The 17,227-nt window shown below is 64.4% G+C and carries 12 protein-coding genes; 5 read left to right on the top strand and 7 right to left on the bottom strand.

All coding sequences use genetic code 11. The features are described 5' to 3' along the window. The 4 genes from VFJ08_RS02935 to VFJ08_RS02920 all read left to right on the top strand — a co-directional run. On the top strand, window positions 1-251 hold a 251-nt coding region (locus VFJ08_RS02935), incomplete at its 5' end, for a GPR1/FUN34/YaaH family transporter (protein ID WP_324994990.1). Between the two features lie 160 nt (window positions 252-411). Beyond that, window positions 412-1,497 (top strand): DNA polymerase IV, encoded by a 1,086-nt coding sequence (dinB, locus tag VFJ08_RS02930; protein ID WP_324994988.1) that lies wholly within the window; start codon window positions 412-414, stop codon window positions 1,495-1,497. 102 nt (window positions 1,498-1,599) lie between these two features. Next, window positions 1,600-2,304, top strand: a complete 705-nt coding sequence (locus VFJ08_RS02925; protein WP_324994986.1) for a glutathione S-transferase — start codon at window positions 1,600-1,602, stop codon at window positions 2,302-2,304. Beyond that, window positions 2,301-2,957, top strand: coding sequence for a thiopurine S-methyltransferase (locus VFJ08_RS02920; protein WP_324994984.1), 657 nt, complete (start codon window positions 2,301-2,303; stop codon window positions 2,955-2,957). The genes VFJ08_RS02925 and VFJ08_RS02920 overlap by 4 nt, the downstream gene beginning before the upstream one ends. A gap of 11 nt (window positions 2,958-2,968) precedes the next feature. On the opposite strand, the gene VFJ08_RS02915 is transcribed toward VFJ08_RS02920, so the two are convergent. Continuing rightward, window positions 2,969-4,660, bottom strand: a complete 1,692-nt coding sequence (locus VFJ08_RS02915; RefSeq protein WP_324994982.1) for an NAD-dependent malic enzyme — start codon at window positions 4,658-4,660, stop codon at window positions 2,969-2,971. Between the two features lie 200 nt (window positions 4,661-4,860). Between VFJ08_RS02915 and VFJ08_RS02910 the strand changes: the two genes are divergently transcribed. Beyond that, the gene (locus VFJ08_RS02910; RefSeq protein ID WP_324994979.1) at window positions 4,861-6,633 is read left to right on the top strand and encodes an SLC13 family permease; all 1,773 of its coding nucleotides are present in this window, start codon (window positions 4,861-4,863) and stop codon (window positions 6,631-6,633) included. An 18-nt stretch (window positions 6,634-6,651) separates the two neighbouring features. Here VFJ08_RS02910 and betA read toward each other — a convergent pair whose 3' ends face one another. The 6 genes from betA to VFJ08_RS02880 form a co-directional block, all read right to left on the bottom strand. Continuing rightward, window positions 6,652-8,316 carry a choline dehydrogenase gene (betA, locus tag VFJ08_RS02905; protein WP_324994977.1) on the bottom strand — a complete coding sequence of 555 codons (1,665 nt, stop codon included), beginning with the start codon at window positions 8,314-8,316 and terminating at the stop codon, window positions 6,652-6,654. Between the two features lie 21 nt (window positions 8,317-8,337). Further along, the gene (gene betB / locus VFJ08_RS02900) at window positions 8,338-9,804 is read right to left on the bottom strand and encodes a betaine-aldehyde dehydrogenase (RefSeq protein WP_324994975.1); all 1,467 of its coding nucleotides are present in this window, start codon (window positions 9,802-9,804) and stop codon (window positions 8,338-8,340) included. A gap of 686 nt (window positions 9,805-10,490) precedes the next feature. Next, a complete protein-coding gene (locus VFJ08_RS02895; RefSeq protein ID WP_324994973.1) occupies window positions 10,491-12,902 on the bottom strand; it encodes a mechanosensitive ion channel domain-containing protein in 2,412 nt (803 codons plus the stop codon). A gap of 296 nt (window positions 12,903-13,198) precedes the next feature. Beyond that, window positions 13,199-14,542, bottom strand: coding sequence for a DUF2254 domain-containing protein (locus tag VFJ08_RS02890; protein ID WP_324994971.1), 1,344 nt, complete (start codon window positions 14,540-14,542; stop codon window positions 13,199-13,201). Window positions 14,543-14,657: 115 nt separating this feature from the next. Next, a complete protein-coding gene (locus VFJ08_RS02885; RefSeq protein WP_324994969.1) occupies window positions 14,658-15,920 on the bottom strand; it encodes an aspartate aminotransferase family protein in 1,263 nt (420 codons plus the stop codon). Between the two features lie 109 nt (window positions 15,921-16,029). After that, entirely contained in the window at window positions 16,030-17,193 is a 1,164-nt protein-coding gene (locus VFJ08_RS02880; RefSeq protein ID WP_324994968.1) for an isocitrate/isopropylmalate dehydrogenase family protein, read from the bottom strand. Window positions 17,194-17,227: the final 34 nt, after the last annotated feature.

Genomic DNA, 17,227 nt, shown 5'->3' with positions numbered 1-17,227 from the left:
TCGTGCTCTACACACTCGCCGCCGGCGCGCTCTGTTTGGCCATCGGCCGGTTGATCGGTAGCGAGGGGGTAGTCATCGCGGCCGGCTATGTGCTTGTGGTCTCGGCGGTTATTGCGTGGTACACGGCGAGCAGCCTGATGTTCGAGGGCGTCGGCAAGCAGATCTTGCCGTTGGGCAAGATGCCCAACGTCCGTAGGGCACCCGACGTCGCGCTCGGCCGCGGCGAGCCCGGGGTCAAACACGGCCAATAACGGCCTGGCATATCGCGGCCGCCAAGCGCCGAGGTGGTATGCCCGGCGCTTGGCGGCTCCGGTTTTTAACAAAGGTATTTCCCGCGCACCGAGGCGACGACACCGCGGCGCCTCGTTTTCGTGCTTGCACAACACCGCGCGAACCGTCATATATGCCGCCATGAGCACCGACGGTACGAAGCGCGTGCGCAAGATTGTCCATGTCGACATGGACGCCTTCTATGCCTCGGTCGAGCAGCGGGATAATCCCGAGCTGCGCGGTCGGCCGGTGGTGGTGGCCCGGCGCAGTCCGCGGGCGGTGGTGACCGCGGCCAGCTACGAGGCCCGGCCGTTCGGGATTCATTCGGCGATGCCCGCCATGCGCGCGGCGAAGCTATGTCCGGACGCGATCTTCGTGCCACCTGATTTCACGCACTACAAGGCGGTGTCGGCCCAAATCCGCGAGATATTCTTGCGCTATACGCCGCACGTCGAACCACTGTCGCTGGACGAGGCCTACCTCGATGTCACCGATCCGCTCATTTCTTCGCCCAGCGCCACCGAAACCGCGCGCGCGATTCGTGCGGCGATCCGTGAAGAGACCGGTCTGACCGCCTCGGCCGGCGTGGCGCCCAACAAATTTCTGGCCAAGATCGCCTCCGACTGGCGCAAGCCCGACGGGCAATTCGTGATCAAGCCGCATCAGGTCGAGCGTTTTCTGGCCGATCTGGACGTCGGCCGGATTCACGGCGTGGGCCGGGTGATGCGCTCGAAGCTGGCGGCGATGGACATCGCCACCGCCGGCGATCTGCGCGCGGTCGGCGCGGCCGTACTGATCGAACGCTTCGGCCGCTGGGGCCGGCGGCTTTCCGAACTCGCCGAGGGGGTCGACGATCGGCCGGTCAAATCCGATCGCGAAGCGGCCCAAATTTCGGCCGAGGACACGCTGCGCGAGGATCTGCCGCTCTTTGAGCTGGCGCCGCACATCCAGCGCATGGCCGACAAGGCCTGGGCGAACTATCGGCGCAAGGCCGAACGCGTGGCCTGCACCGTGGTGCTCAAACTCAAAACCTCGGACTTCCAGAGCCTGACGCGCAGCTATACGCCGGTCTCGCCGCCACGATCCGCGGCTGAACTCGCCGCCATCGCCTGCGCGCTGCGCAACCGGGTCGGGCGCCCGCCGAACGAGCGTTATCGGCTGGTCGGTGTCGGCTTATCGGGTTTCGTCGACGGCCACGAGGCCATGCTCCAGACCGCGCTATTCTAAAACTAGCACCTCGATCGACGTTTATATACCCGAAGGTCTGCGGATTGACGACAGTCGATCGCTTTGCTGCGATAAGACAATCATTCGTACCGGTAACAGCAAATGAGCTACTGGCTGTACTACTGGCCGAGCATCCCCGGCCGCGGCGAATTCGTGCGTCTTGCGCTCGAGGAGGCCGGCGCCGAGTACGTCGACGTGGGCCGTGACCAGGGTGCCGGCGCGGTCGCCGATATGATTAGCCGCGGTGGGCACTTCGCGCCGCCGATACTGGCCGACGCGCACGAGTCGGCCTCGCATGTCGCGCACATCCTGGCCTGGGTCAGCCGTCCGCTGGAGCTGGCGCCGCACGATGACCGCGATTTCCGTCGCATGCACCAAATACAGTTGACGGTCACGGATTTCGTCGCCGAGATCCATGACACGCATCATCCGCTCGGCCCGGGTCTGTATTACGACGAGCAGAAAGAAGCGGCAGCGCGCCGCAGCGCGTCGTTCATCGACGCCCGCCTGCCGAAGTTTCTGGATTATTTCGAAGGCGTGCTGAGCCGTAACCCCGACAGCGATGAATGGAGCGTCGGCCGGCGCTGCACGACGCTGGATCTGTCGCTGTTTCTGGTCATGCGCGGGCTCTACTATGCCTTTCCCAACGCCTTGGCCGAAATCGATACGCCGGCGCTCGACGAACTGACGCGCCGGGTGGCGAAACGCCGGCGTATCGCCGCGTATCTCGACAGCGAACGCTGCATCGATTTCAACGAAGACGGCATATTTCGCCGCTATCCCGAACTCGACAGGCCGAACCCATGAAGCAGGATTTCTGGCTGCAACGCTGGAAAGATAAGCAGATCGGATTCCATCAGACCGACGGCCACCCGCTACTGCACGAGCATTGGCCGCAACTGTCGCTGGTGCCGGCGGCGCGCGTGCTGGTGCCGCTGTGCGGCAAGTCGCAGGACATGCACTGGCTGGCCGGCCGCGGGCATCATGTCACCGGCATCGAGTTTAGCGCGGTTGCTGCCCGCGAATTCTTCGACGAGGCCGGCCTGGCCTATCGACGCGAGCGCGTCGGCGCCTTCGATTGCTATATCGGCGGCCGGATCACGATTCGCGTCGGCGATATATTCGATCTACCGCGGTCGGATCTCGCCCGCTTCGAGGGCTTTTACGACCGGGCCGCGCTTATCGCTCTGCCCGAGGACCTACGCCATGCCTATGTCGATCATCTGATGGGCGGATTGCGGCGCGGCGCGACCGGGCTGCTGATCACCTTCGGCTACGACCCGTCGCTCATGGACGGCCCGCCGTTCAATGTCGACGACGAGGATGTCGGCGAGCTTTACGGGCGTTATGCGCATGTCGATCTGCTGGCCGAACGCCGCGGCCTACCGGAAAGCGATCATCTGCGCGACCGCGGGCTGACCGCCACGCGCGACGGCATCTACCTCATCGTACGGCGCTGAACCGGATCGCGCTAGAACGCGGCGCGCCGGTAGCGCCGATAGCGCGGGAACCAGAAGTTCCGGTCCACCGATTGCTCGATCGTTTCATCGGAGGACGACAGCGCCACGCCGTCTTTTTGCGCCTGCTTGGCCACCGCAAACGCGATCGCCCTGGACAGATCGCGCACATCGGCCAGCGCCGGCAGCAAGGCGCCGGTGTCGGAATCGGCCAGCGGCGAGTTCTCGGCCAGAGCGCGCGAGGCGGCCATGAACATCTCGTCGGTGACCTTGGTGGCGTGGGACGCGATCACGCCGAGCCCCACGCCCGGAAAGATATAGGCGTTGTTGCACTGGGCGATCGGAATCTTGCGACCGCCGAGCTCGACGTCGTCGAACGGGCTGCCGGTCGCGACCAGCGCGTCGCCATCGGTCCAGGTGAGAATCTCCTCGGGCGTGGCCTCGACCTGCGAGGTCGGATTCGACAGCGGCATCACGAACGGGTGTTTGCACTGGCTGTGCATCTTCTTGATGACCTTTTCCGAGAACAGGCCGCGCTGGCCGGACACGCCGATCAGCACGGTCGGCTCGGCGTTCTCCACGGTGGTCATCAGAGCGTCGTCGCCGAGATCGCCCGACCAATCGGACAAATCGCTCTTTTTCTGCGTCAGCTTGGCCTGAAAATCGTAGAGGCCCTCCATATCGTCGGTCAGCAGGCCGGTCTTGTCGATCATGAAGATACGCTTGCGCGCGTCCTCCTTGGACAGGCCTTCGTCGACCATGGCCACGATGATCTGCTCGGCGATGCCGCAACCGGCGGAACCCGCGCCGACGAACACGATGGTCTGCTCCGATACCTTTTCCTGCTTGGCTTTGCAGGCGGCCAGCAGCGAACCCACGCAGATCGCGGCCGTGCCCTGGATATCGTCGTTGAAGCAACAGATATCGTCGCGATAGCGCGCCAGCAGCGGATTGGCGTTGGTCTGGGCAAAATCCTCGAACTGCAACAGCACCTTCGCCCAGCGGCGCTTGACCGCCTGTACGAACAGATCCACGAATTCGGCGTAGGCTTCGTCGGCGATCCGTTCATGACGCCAGCCCATGTACATCGGATCGTCCAGCAGCGCTTGATTGTTGGTGCCCACATCCAGCACCACGGGTAGCGTATAGGCCGGGGAAACGCCGCCACAGGCGGTATACAGCGACAGCTTGCCGATCGGAATGCCCATGCCGCCGATGCCCTGATCGCCCAGCCCCAGAATACGCTCGCCGTCGGTGACTACGATCACGCGCACGTGGTCCTTGGTGGCGCTGCGCAGCATGTCGTCCATGCGGTGCCGGTCGGGATAGGAGATGAACAGGCCGCGGTGGTTGCGATAGATCTCGGAAAACTGTTCGCAAGCCTCGCCCACGGTGGGCGTATAGATGATCGGCAGCATCTCTTCCAAATGCTCTTCGAGCAGCCGGAAGAACATGGTCTCGTTGTCGTCCTGGATACCGCGCAGATAGATATGCTTGTCGAGCGGGGTATCGCAAGCCTGGTATTGCTTGTAGGCGCGCTCGACCTGTTCTTCGATCGACTCGACGTTCTGCGGCAACAGGCCGATCAGGTTGAAGTCCACCCGCTCGTCGGCCGCGAACGCACTGCCCTTGTTCAATAACGGCATCTCGAGCAGCGTCGGGCCGGCGTAGGGGATATAAAGCGGGCGTTTTTCGCGATCGGTCATGGCGTGGCGGTGCGTGCAGCGATGGATGAGATGCCTAGGATAACCTCTCTGCCCGCCCACACCAGACGTACCAGCGCGCAACGCCGGTCAGGTCTTTTGCCGGTTTGCGCACCCGGCTCCGGTTCATATCCAGGACAGCCGCCGGCGTAGAGGATAAGCGGGCGCAAAATGCGTGTCCTAATTCGCCGGAATATTTGTTCATGTCGATCGATGCGCTGATCACGCTGGCCGTATTGGCCGCGGTTCTGGCCGTTCTTGTGGTCAGCACGCTCGGGGCCGATCTGGTGCTCATGGGCGGCCTCCTGGCACTGCTGATCACCGGCGTCGTCTCGCCAACCGAGGCGTTGGCGGGGTTCTCGAACCCCGGCCTGGCGACAATCGCGGCGCTGTATATCGTAGTCGCCGGGCTGCGCGATACCGGCGCCACCGAGCTGCTGGTCGCCCGCCTGCTGGGCCACCCACGCTCGATACGCCAGGCGCAGGCCCAGCTGATACTGCCGACCACGCTGATGAGCGCCTTCGTCAACAATACCCCGGTGGTCGCTGCGCTCATTCCTGCGGTCGGCGACTGGGCCCGCCGGCACCGGCTGCCCATCTCGCAGTTGCTGATGCCGCTCAGTTTCGCGGCTATCCTCGGCGGCACCTGCACCTTGATCGGCACCAGCACCAATCTCTTGATCAATGCTCTGCTCGTCCGCCTGACCGGCAACGGGCTCGACATGTTCGAACTCGCCTGGATCGGCCTGCCGGTTGCGCTGGCCGGCCTGGCATTCATCACAGGGGCCGGCCGCTGGCTGATTCCGGACCGCCGAACGCCCACCGCCCAGCTGGACAACCCGCGCGAGTACAGCGTGGAGATGATCGTGGCGGGCGACGGCCCGCTGCCGGGCCGGACCATCGAGGCCGCCGGGCTCCGCCAACTGCCGGGCATGTTCCTGGCCGAGATCGAACGCGACGGCAAGCTGTTACCCGCGGTCTCGCCGCGCCAGCCGCTGGCCGCAAATGATCGACTGGTGTTCATCGGCATCGTCGATTCGGTGGTGGATCTGCAGCGCATCCGTGGGCTGCGGCCGGCCACCGAACAGATCTTCAAGCTCGACAGTCCGCGCCGTGCCCGCGTGCTGGTCGAGGCGGTGGTCGCGCCGAGCTGTCCGCTGGTCGGTACGAGCATCCGTGCCGGCGGATTCCGTACCCGCTACAACGCGGTGGTGCTCGCGGTGGCCCGCGACGGCGAACGGATTCAAAAGAAGATCGGCGACATCGTGCTGCGCCCCGGGGATACGCTGCTGCTCGAGGCGCGTCCGGCGTTTGTCGCACAGCAGCGCCATTCCCGGGATTTCTTTCTGGTCAGCCAGATCGAAGACTCGCAGCCGCCCCAGCACCACAAGGCCTACGCAGCGATTGCGGTGATTGCAGCGGTGGTGGTCAGTGTCGCCGCCGGCCTGCTCGAGATTCTGCAGGCCGCCCTGATCGGCGCTGCGCTCACGCTGCTCACGCGCTGTGCGAGCCCGGCCGCCGCGCGCCGCGCGATCGACTGGCCGTTACTGGTGGCCATCGGCGCCGCGATCGGCATCGGCGGGGCCGTGCAGAATACCGGCCTGGCCGCCCAGCTCGCCCACGGCTTCACCGATCTTGCCGGCCACAGCGCACAAGGGGCGCTGGTCGCCTTGTTTGCGGCCACGGTGCTAATCAGCGCCGTGATCACGAACAATGCCGCCGCCGTGATCATGTTTCCGATTGCGGTATCGCTGGCACGCGGCATGCACAGCGACATCATGCCCTATGCGATTACCGTCGTCGTCGCTGCTTCGGCCAGTTTCCTGACCCCGATCGGCTACCAGACCAATCTCATGGTCTACGGGCCCGGCGGCTACCGGTTCACCGACTTTTTGCGTCTGGGCCTGCCACTCACGCTGCTCGTCGGCGCGCTCACCGTCACCCTGGTACCGATGATCTGGCCGTTTGCCGGCTGAGCGGCGCCAACGCCGCCATCAGCGCTGGCTGTGCTGCCAGCCGTCGGCCCGATACCACGGCCGGTCCTCGACCACCGGCGCCCGGCCGCGCACCGCGTCGGCGATCTTCTCGGCCATCATGATGGTCGGCGCGTTAAGGTTGCCGGTGGTGATACGCGGCATGATCGAGGCATCGACCACGCGCAGCGCATCGACGCCGTGCACGCGGCCCTCGCCGTCGACCACCGCCGCCTCGTGGGTACCCATCGCGCAGGTGCCCGACGGGTGATAGGCCGACTCGCCGGTCCGGCGCACCCAGGCATCGATCTCGTCGTCCGAGCGCGCGTCCGGACCCGGCCCGAGTTCCCTGCCGCGGTAACGATCGAACGGCGATTGTTTAATGATCTCGCGGGTCAGGCGGATCGAGTCGCGCATTTCGCGACGGTCGCGTTCGGTCGCCATATAGTTGAACACGATCTTCGGCGCCGCTTTATAGAAGGCCGAGGCCAGCCGGACTTCGCCGCGCGATTCCGGGCGCATCGGGCCGACGTGGGCCTGGAACCCGTGGCTGGTCGCCTTGGCGCTGCCGTCGTAGGACACGGCCATCGGCAGGAAGTGGTACTGAATGTTCGGATACGCCACGCGCGGTTCGCTGCGAATGAAGCCGCCGGATTCGAAGTGGTTGGTCGCACCCAGACCCTTGCGGGTGAGCAGCCACTGGGCGCCAATTCGGCCCATCGCCGCCATATTTTGCGCCGAGTACAGGGTAATCGGCGCCTTGCATTCGTACTGGACATAAACTTCCAGATGGTCCTGCAGGTTGCGACCGACGTTCGGGTTCTCGTACACCGGCGTGATGCCGTGTTCCCGTAGCTGATCGCGCGGCCCGATGCCGGACAGCATGAGCAACTGCGGCGAGTTGATCGCGCCGGCGCACAGCAGCACCTCACGCTCGGCCTCAACCTTGGACCGCGTGCCCAGATGGTCGATCTCGATGCCGACGGCGGTCTTGCCGTCGAACAGAATCTTGCGCGTGTAGGTGCGCGTCATGACCGTGAGGTTCGAACGCCGCATCGCGCCGCCGCGCAGATAGGCGTTGGCGGTGGAGGCGCGCACACCGTCCTTGGTGGTCATGAACATCGGGCCCACGCCTTCCTGCTGAAAGCCGTTCATATCCGGGGTGTACGGATAGCCCGCCTTCATGCCCGATTCGATGAACGCGTGATACAGCGGATTGCTGCCGGCGCCGGTGGTCACGTGCAGCGGCCCACGTCCGCCGTGATAGTCGTTCTCGCCCTGGTCAAAGTTCTCGGCCCGGCGGAAATAGCCGAGCACATTCTTGTAGCGCCAGTGCTCGAGGCCGAAGTCCCGGGCCCAGTTCTCGAAGTCGAGCGCATTGCCGCGTACGTAGGCCATGCCGTTGATCGAGGACGAACCACCCAGCACCCGCCCGCGCGGACAATGCATGACACGATTGTCCATATAAGGATCGGCTTCGGTGTGGTAGTTCCAACTGTAGGCATCGCCGTTCATCGGATAAGCGAACGCCGACGGCATATGGATGAAGAGGCTGTAATCCATCGGCCCGGCCTCGACCAGAAGCACCGAAACATCGGCGTCTTCGGTGAGCCGGTGCGCCATGACCGCACCGGCCGAGCCGGCGCCGACGATCACGTAGTCGTACTTCTTCTTCGGGGTGCTCATAGGCTTTCGACCTCGCTTGAATCAATATGGCGCGTCGATCGCGCCGCGGGCCACGAATACGCTCTTGATGCGCGTGTAGTGATCGAGCGCGCGCCGGCTGTTCTCCTTGCCTATCCCGGAGCCCTTGATGCCGCCGAACGGCATCTCGATCGGCGTAATGTTGTAGTGATTGATCCAGCAGATGCCGGCTTCCAGCGCGCCGACCACGCGGTGGGCACGTTCGAGATCACGCGTGAATACGCCGGCGGCCAAGCCGTATTCCGTGTCGTTGGCCCGTTCGATCACATCGGCTTCATCGGTGAACGACAACACCGACATGACCGGACCGAAAATTTCCTCCCGTACGATCTGCATATCGTCCGCGCACCCGTCGAATACCGTGGGCTCGATGAACACGCCGTAATCGCAGCCGGCCACCGCCACCTTTTCGCCGCCGGCGACAAGCTTCGCGCCGCCGGCCTTGCCGGCCTCGATGTAGTCGAGCACGATCCGGCCGTGCTCGGGGCTGATCATCGGCCCGACATCGGTATCGGCATCCGCCGGATTGCCGGTCTTGAGCTTGTTCACGCGCGCCACGAGTCTTTCCAGAAACGCCTCGCGCACCGATTCGTGCACGAACACGCGCGTACCGTTGGTACAGATCTCGCCCTGGGTGAAGAAGTTGGCGAGCATGGCGCCCGAAACCGCGTTGTCCAGATCGGCGTCGTCGAAAATCACCAGCGGCGATTTGCCGCCAAGCTCGAGCGAAACGGTCTTGAGCGTACCGGCCGCATCACGCATCACCTTCTTGCCGGTATCGGCGCCGCCGGTCAGCGAAATCTTGTCGATGCCGGGATGATTCGACATCGCCTGGCCGGCGTCGGAGAAACCCGGCACGATATTGAGTACGCCATCGGGCAGCCCGGCCTCCTTGGCCAGCTCCGCCAGACGCAGCGCCGAAAGCGGCGTCAGTTCCGACGGCTTGAACACGACCGTATTGCCCGCGGCCAGGGCCGGCGCGGTTTTCCAGCAGGCGATCTGCAGCGGATAGTTCCAGGCGCCGATCGCGCCGACCACGCCCAGCGCTTCCGGGCGCGTATAGAAGAAACCGCCGTCGACTTCCTGATACTCGCCCTGAATCGAGCTCGCCTGGCCGGCGAAATATTCCAGGCAATCGGCGCCGGAATCCACATCGGCCTCGGGCGTCTCGGCGATCGGCTTACCGCCGTCGAGCATTTCCAGCTCGGCGAGTTCGTCGCGATGCGCGCGGATCAGCGCGGCCAGACGATAGAGAACACGTCCGCGTTCGACGCCGCTCGTCGCCTTCCACGGCCCGAGAGCCGCCCGGGCGGCGGCCACGGCGGTATCGATGTCGTCCTTGCCGGCACTGGAGACGCGGGCCAGCAATTCGCCGGTCGCCGGATTCACGGTTTCGAAAAATTCACCTGATCCAGCCGCGATGTACGCGCCGTCGATCCAGAGCAGTTTCCGCTCGTCCGATGCTGTCATGCCCTACCTGCCGTGACTGTAGCCATGGAAAACGGCGTAGCCTAACACGCGGCCGCGACCGTCTTTTTTGCGCTCAAAAATCGCGGGTTGTGGGTTTTCAACATGCGCCGGGGATAAGCTTGTGGATAAAATGCCCCGCGATTGTGTGATCCACCACGCCGTCGCGTTCCGAGCAGAATGGCCAATTCCTGACCAGTGCGCCCGGTCCAGTCGTCGAACACGATCGGGCGCGGCCGGCGCTCGGCCCGCCCCGGGTTACGAGTTCTTCACACGATCCCTGTATAAAGCTGTGGACGACGCTGTGCGAAACTCCCGAATAGCCCGTAATACCGGCCTTACAAGCGTTTTGATCAATTTTCGATCAACTGCCGTCTTGTGCTCCGGTTCAATACTCCGGTGGCTCGCCAACCGACGATAACGGCGATGATGCCGGCTACGCTCGAACCGCCGCGACGTTGCACACGCAACATACTGGGCCATAGCGGTTTTTCACAGAAAAGCTGGACAAGCCTGTGTATAAGTCTGTGACAAACGCTACGATCCCTGTCGCCACGCGCACCGTCACGCCCTGATCAGAAACTGATCAACTTCATCCCGCGCCGTCGGCTCGTTCGCGGCATTATTAGCGTGAAAACACCCGCGGCCGATGGCCCGGTCGCGGGCTGAGCGCCGCGGAGGCGCGCCGGTTAGCCCGGCGCGTCTCCGGTTTCCTCCGGCGCCGCGTCGTCGCCGCGGCGGCGGCGCTTCGGCCGATAACCGGCGTTGCCGTCCTCGTCGTCGACTTCCAACAGGCGGATGTTGGCCGCCGGTGCCTCGCCCCGGTGATCCTCGCCGAACCACAGCGTCTGGTGCGGGAACGGAATCTCGATACCGGCCCGCTCGAAGTGAATCTTGACCAGCCGATTGAACGCCCGTCCCACGCCCCATTGGGCGCCGGCTACGGTCTTGATCATGATCCGGATTTTAACCGAGCTCTCATCCAGCGCCGTCACCCCCGGCACCGTCATGTCCTCGAGGATGTTCGGCCGATGAGCCGGATCGGCTTTGAGTTCCGCGAAGGCTTCGCGCAGGCGCACGATCACGTTGTCGATGTCCTCGCGGTAAGCAACGCGATATTCGAACCGGTAATAGGCGAACTCGCGCATATAGTTCGACACGACCGACACCGAAGAGAACGGGATGATATGGAAACCGCCATCGATATCGCGCAGCGACACCGAGCGGATGGTCAGGCGCTCGACGGTGCCCCAGGTTCCGCTCAGATTGACTACATCGCCGGTGTTCATCGCGTTCTCCAGCTGAATGAACACGCCGGTGATGATGTCCTGGACCATCTTCTGGGCGCCGAAACCGATGGCCAGACCGAACACGCCGGCGCCGGCGATCAATGGCCCGATATTCACCCCGATCTGCGACAAGCAGATCAGCACCGTGAACCCGACGATCAGAATCGCGACCGCGTTACGAAACAGCGACAGCAGGGTCTGCTGGCGCGCGGTCGGCGCGCCGTGGCCGGTGTTGGGGCTCATGCGGTGTTCGATCAGGCTCGCGACGATAACCCACAAGACCGCGGCGGCCACCACAATAAGCGCGACATGGATCGCGGCGCCGACGATCCGGATGCCGATATCCGTGGCCAGCCACTCGCTGAAATTGAAGATTCCCCAGATCGTTAGCGTGACCGCGACGAATATGATCAAAATGACCACGCGAACGACCTTGAGCGCGCTCGGCACATAGGAATTGAGCCGCGCCTCGAGCATGGGCATCCTGTCACGCATCGAATCCGAAAAGTGGACGCGGCGCCCGATGATCCGCGACAGCAGGCCGGATAATCCGAGGCAGACGACCGCGGCAATCAACGTTTGCACGGTCGCCCACAGCATGGCCGGCAGCGCTTGCTGGGGATAGAGCTGGCTGACCACGAACAGGGTCGTGAAGTAGGCCAAGGCCAGGAACACCCAGATCCGGGCGAACAACCGGTAAAGCACCGAAAAGAAACCCAGCGACGCGTTGTCCGCCATGTCCCGTAGCCGGCGGGTCAGCAAGCGGCGATTCCCGAATATGACCGTCAAGGCATAGATATAGGCTGCGGCCATGACGATGAACGTAACCACCGCGCCGACGAGATAGTTGATTTGGACGTTGAGGATCGGCACCACCACGAGTTGCGCGTAGCCGATCACGCCGATGAACCAGCGCAGCCGAATGCTCCACCAGGCCGCCACCGCGGGCGTCATCCGCAGCAGACGCAGATTGTCGTAACGATCCGCAAACAGCGCACGGATCACCACCTTGACCAGCTCGATCAGGACAAAGGCGTTGATGAACAGCGACTGGCGTGTACCCATGGCGCCGTTGTCGCCGATCCCATAGAGACCGACCGCATAGCCGACGCCGCCGGCAATAAACACCACGGCCACATCGACGAGAATGCCCACGGTCACGGCCGTGGTCCGGCGCACGAAAGTCGCACGACGCGTGGCGGCACGCTCCGGGAGCCGGGCTATCCGGGAAAACAGCGCGCCCGCCAACAGGCGAAGCACCAGAAAAGACACCACGGTGGCCGCCGCGACGATCGCGAACATGACAGCCGATTGAAAAAACGCGCCCCAGGCGATGCCCGCGCCCGTAGGGCCGCGATTGCCGCTGCTGACCAGCGCCGCCACACGATGCCAACCCGCCGCAACCACGGAAACCGCGGCTTCCGACCAGGCCGCCGTGGTCTGGGCGAACTGACGCGCGAACGATTGCCGGTGCTCCGGCACCTGTCGGATAGCCTGCGTTTTGGCGGCGTTATCGGCCGCGGGCGCACCGCCTTTTTCGGCGGCAGCCGGTGGTGCGGCCGTGGACTTGCCGCCCTGCTCCTTGTTCGCTGCCTGTCGCAGCTCCTGAATCAGTTGGTTACGTGTCTTGTCGTTGGCGAGCAGATCGGCGAGCTGGTCCAGCGACACCGACTGCTGCGAGCCCTCTGGCGGCTGACTTGACGAGGTTGCGGCCCCGGCCACCGGCGCGACCAGGCACAAGCAAATCAGCGCGTATCCGATGAAGGATCGAACGACACGAACCCTCGAAGAAGACGCTCGATAATAGTCCATCGACTTCATCCCTTGTTGGCGATCCATTCTTTTTCAGCGGTGTCCGGAGCCGCCGCGGCGACCGACGAGCCCCCTCGTTCCGAACGCAAGCGCCGTATGATGCCGCCATGTGGCACGGCAAACAATCGTTGGCCAACAAAATCGCCGGGAAAACGGACGAGTTCGCGCCGCCGGTACCGAGCCGAACCGGCCGCGGGGATCGGCCGCCGACTCAGTGGACGATACGATTTCGCATGTCGCTGCGCGGTCGCCGGCGGGAAACGCACGGCAGTTCGTGGCGAGCCGGCATGGCCACTTCAATCGCCCTCTTTTGCCGCTTCCGGCAGCATCTCGCCGACGGCGGCAAGCGCTTGTCTGGTGTCCGCAAAAGAAGCACGAATCCGCTCCAGATCAACGCGTTCGCACAGACCGTGGCCGGCCGCCTCTAAAATGGTCTCCGCGTGGCGGGCCAACGCCCGGCGCTCCTCGTCGCGCCGGGTAAGCGGCGCGAGCTTGGCGATGACGCGCAGCATTTCGCGCATCGTGATCACGCTGGTGCGGCCGTAGTTGCGGATCGGCATGAAGGCGGCATCCAGCAGGTCTTGAAAGCTGGGAAGGCGGATAACCACGCGTATCTCGCCGCTCTTGTCGGTGACCCCCTCGGCGGGCAGCGGCCGCTCGATCAGAATCGCCAGCGACCGGCCGATTCGATTGACGCAGTCCAACGCGGTGAACGGATTGTTCAAGGCCGGCGACAGCGCGCGCACCGCGATCTCGGCCATCTGATTGATCGCGAACACCAGATCGTGATCGGTCAAACGGCTGCGCCCGAGCACATACTCGCGTATCACGTGCCCGGCCTTTTCGTCGTCGAGTGCCGCGCCGTGGATGCGCGCCACGACGTTGCCCGGCAACACGTAGTCCCCGTAGCTGACCCGTGACTCGATAACGACATCGTGGTTGCACGCGATCTCCAGCAGCGCCTCGACACCAATCGCCTGGACATAGCCGCCGTCGTGGGCCTGGATTTCCTGCGCGGCGGAGCCAAGTTCCGGCGCGCGATCGCCGTCGCGGATAACCTCACCGGATTCGGCGGCGGGATACATTCGGTGGATCGCCTGATCGAATTCCACCCCCACGGTTTCCAGCACCTCCGGCGCCGAAAACAACTCGGCCATGTGGTGGGTGAAATAGATCAGCGTGCAAGTGGCGAACAACGCCAGTACGAAGCCGACGCTGATCGAGACGCCCGGCACGAACTGGTTCTTCGGGTCGTTGCCGACCATATGAAAAACCAGCATGCAGTAGACGAACGTCGCCAGGAAAATACCGAGCACGGCCTGATTGGCCCGGTCGCGCATGAAACTGCGGATCAGACGGTGGCCGAACTGGCTGGTCGCCAACGTGAGCACGACCATCATGGTGGAGAAAACCACGGTGGCGATCGCCACCATCGCCCCGGTCAGCGCCTGCAACAGATTGGTGGCGTTCGAGGGGCCGCCGGAATAGAACACCCGGTGTAGAAAACGGCCGGTGAGATGCAGTTCGTCGATCGTGATCGTGATGGCGAACAAGACCAGCCCGACCAGCATCATCAGCGACGGCAGGAACCAGAAACTCGACCGCGCCAGTTCCCAGAATTCGTATGCCCGTGCACGCATGTCCGCACCCTATCTCGCCACCGATGCCGCCCGGCGGCGGCTTGCCGGGTTGATGCAAAAGCCGCCGATCACGGACGCGATCGGCGGCTTTTTCACACGCGCTAATGTGCGGCGGTCAAGCCGTGGCGTCCAACGCCTTGGCGAAGATATCCACGGCTTCATCGATCTGCTCGCGGGTGGCCACCAGCGGCGGCAGCCAACGAACGACCTGCTTGCGCGGGCCGCAGCGCAGCAGCAGCAGGCCCGAGGCCTCACAGGCCTTGGCGATGCGATCGGCGCGATCGCCGTCGGGCATGCCGTCCTTGTGGATCTCGCAGCCGATCATGAAACCCTTGCCGCGCACATCGACCAGGCATTCATGATCGTCCCGGAGCGATTCTAGGCGCTGCTCGAGATGCCCGCCCTGTTCGGCGGCGTTTTCGACCAGGCCTTCTTCCTCGATTACGTCGAGCGTGGCGAGCGCCGCCGCACAGGCCACGACGTTGCCGCCGTAGGTGCCGCCCTGGGAACCTGGCCAGCCTTTCTCCATCAGGCTGCGCGGCGCGGCGAAAGCCGACAGCGGAAAGCCCGAAGCCAGCCCCTTGGCGGTCATGACGATATCGGGCTGCACGTCGAAATGGCTGTGCGACCAGAACTTGCCGGTGCGGCCGTAGCCGGCCTGGACTTCATCCACGCCAAGCACCAGGCCGTGATGATCGGCGCGTTCGCGCAGGCCCTGCATGAACTTGGTGTTGGCCGGCACGAAACCGCCCTCGCCCTGGATCGGCTCGATCAGCATGCCGGCGGTGTCCTTCGGCGAGCTGATGGTATCGAAGATGTAATCCAGCTCGCGCAAGCAGAATTCCGTCGCTTCGTCTTCCGACCAGCCGTAGCGGAAAGCGCTGGGGAACGGTGCGACCACCACGCCGCCCATGATCGGTTGCAGGCCGGCGGTGTAGGCCGTACCCGAAGTGGTCATCGAAGCCGCGCCCATGGTCCGGCCGTGGAAGCCGCCGTGGAAGACCACGATGTTCGGTCGGCCAGTGGCGTGGCGCATCAGGCGCATAGCGCCCTCGGCGGCCTCGGTGCCGGCGCTGGCATAAAAGATCGTATCGATATCGCCCGGCATCTTTCCGGCCAGACGCGCCGAGAGATCCTGGATCGGCTTATGCATGATGGTGGTGTACTGACCGTGGATCAGCTTGCCGACCTGTTCCTGCGCCGCGGCGACCACCTTGGGATGACAGTGACCGGTGCTGGTCACGCCGATGCCGGCGGTGAAGTCGATATAGCGGCGTCCTTCGCTGTCGAACAGATAGCAGCCCTCGCCTCGCTCCGCATGGACATCGGTGGCCTGCTTGAGCAGCGGGGACAGGTTACCCGGGCGATTGGCCGTCATGGCTGTTCTCCTGACTGTGATTGAACATGGTTTTGCGGCGAGGCTAGACCTGTTGCCGGGCGGTTGCAATCCGCATATCTGGCCCGCTTGCCGCCGGTGTTCTCGCGCTTTATATACGGCCGGCCTGAAGCCCGGCGACGACGGCGTCGCCGACAGCGTCGGTGGTCCGCGAAGCGCCGGTATGAGCGGCCAGATCGGCGGCCACCGCTTCTCGCAGCCGCATGCCCGCGCGCGCGGCGGCCGTATCCTCCTCGCCCATCCAGTCGAGCATCATCGCGGCGGTCAGCAGCATGGCCGCCGGGCCGGCCTTGTTCTGGCCGGCGATATCCGGCGCGCTGCCGTGGGTGGGTTCGAACATCGGCGGGCGCGAGCGATCCGAGGGGTTGAGATTGGCCGAGGGCGAGACGCCCATGCCGCCGTTGAGCACGGCCGCCAGGTCGGTAAGAATATCGCCGTGCAGATTGGAGGCCACCACCACATCGAACAGCCACGGGTGGGACACGAATTTCATGCAGGCGGCGTCGACCAGTTCGTGCTGGGTGGCGACGTCCGGATAGTCGTTCGCGACCTCGGCGAACATCTCGGTGTACATATCGCCCCAAAATTTCTGGGCATTGCGCTTGGTGACCAGGCACACCTGACTGGTGTGCTTATCGGGGCCGAACTGGCGTTCCCGGCCCTCGCTCTGGCGTAAGCCCGCCCGCGCCCGGGCTTGCTCGAAGGCATGCCGGATGATGCGATCGGTCGCACGGTGGGTGAACACGGCGGTCTGGGTCACCACCTCGTTCGGCGTGCCGGCCGCCAGCCGCCCGCCTTGATTCACGTACTCGCCCTCGCTGTTCTCGCGGATGACGAGCATGTCGATATCGTTTGCCCTGGGGTCGGCCAAGTACTGGGGCGCACCCTCGAGACGGCGCACCGGCCGCTCGCACACCCACTGATCAAAGCCCTTGCGGATCTCCAGCAGCGGCGCCAGCGAATCCGAATCGGATAGCAGATAACGATCAGGATCGCTGACCGGCCCGGGGTCGCCGAGCGCGCCGAGCAGGATCGCGTCGTAACCGGCCAGCCGCTCGAGATAATCCGCCGGGGCCGATTCACCGTGGGCTTCGTGCCAGGCATGCGACGGCCAGTCGAAGGTGTCGTAATCGATCGCGAGCTCGGGCTCGATGCCGGCCAGCGTATCCAACGCGCGCGTGGCCTGGGCGATCACTTCGGGGCCAATGCCGTCGCCGGGCAAAATAGCGACGCGCCATGTCTTTTTCGCAGTCATGCCGCGAGGCTACCACCGCCGCCGCGGCGCGCCT

It is taken from the genome of Salinisphaera sp. (assembly GCF_035690525.1).
In the GTDB taxonomy this organism is placed as follows: Bacteria; Pseudomonadota; Gammaproteobacteria; order Nevskiales; family Salinisphaeraceae; genus Salinisphaera.
This window is presented reverse-complemented; position numbering and strand designations above follow the sequence as displayed.

Bases quoted from the DNA above. Each gene is read 5' to 3' on its own strand.
- VFJ08_RS02915 (WP_324994982.1), bottom strand. From the start codon at position 4,660: ATGACCGATCGCGAAAAACGCCCGCTTTATATCCCCTACGCCGGCCCG.
- VFJ08_RS02920 (WP_324994984.1), top strand. From the start codon at position 2,301: ATGAAGCAGGATTTCTGGCTGCAACGCTGGAAAGATAAGCAGATCGGA.
- dinB (WP_324994988.1), top strand. From the start codon at position 412: ATGAGCACCGACGGTACGAAGCGCGTGCGCAAGATTGTCCATGTCGAC.
- VFJ08_RS02885 (WP_324994969.1), bottom strand. From the start codon at position 15,920: ATGACGGCCAATCGCCCGGGTAACCTGTCCCCGCTGCTCAAGCAGGCC.
- betB (WP_324994975.1), bottom strand. From the start codon at position 9,804: ATGACAGCATCGGACGAGCGGAAACTGCTCTGGATCGACGGCGCGTAC.
- VFJ08_RS02880 (WP_324994968.1), bottom strand. From the start codon at position 17,193: ATGACTGCGAAAAAGACATGGCGCGTCGCTATTTTGCCCGGCGACGGC.
- VFJ08_RS02925 (WP_324994986.1), top strand. From the start codon at position 1,600: ATGAGCTACTGGCTGTACTACTGGCCGAGCATCCCCGGCCGCGGCGAA.
- VFJ08_RS02890 (WP_324994971.1), bottom strand. From the start codon at position 14,542: ATGCGTGCACGGGCATACGAATTCTGGGAACTGGCGCGGTCGAGTTTC.
- VFJ08_RS02910 (WP_324994979.1), top strand. From the start codon at position 4,861: ATGTCGATCGATGCGCTGATCACGCTGGCCGTATTGGCCGCGGTTCTG.
- betA (WP_324994977.1), bottom strand. From the start codon at position 8,316: ATGAGCACCCCGAAGAAGAAGTACGACTACGTGATCGTCGGCGCCGGC.
- VFJ08_RS02895 (WP_324994973.1), bottom strand. From the start codon at position 12,902: ATGGACTATTATCGAGCGTCTTCTTCGAGGGTTCGTGTCGTTCGATCC.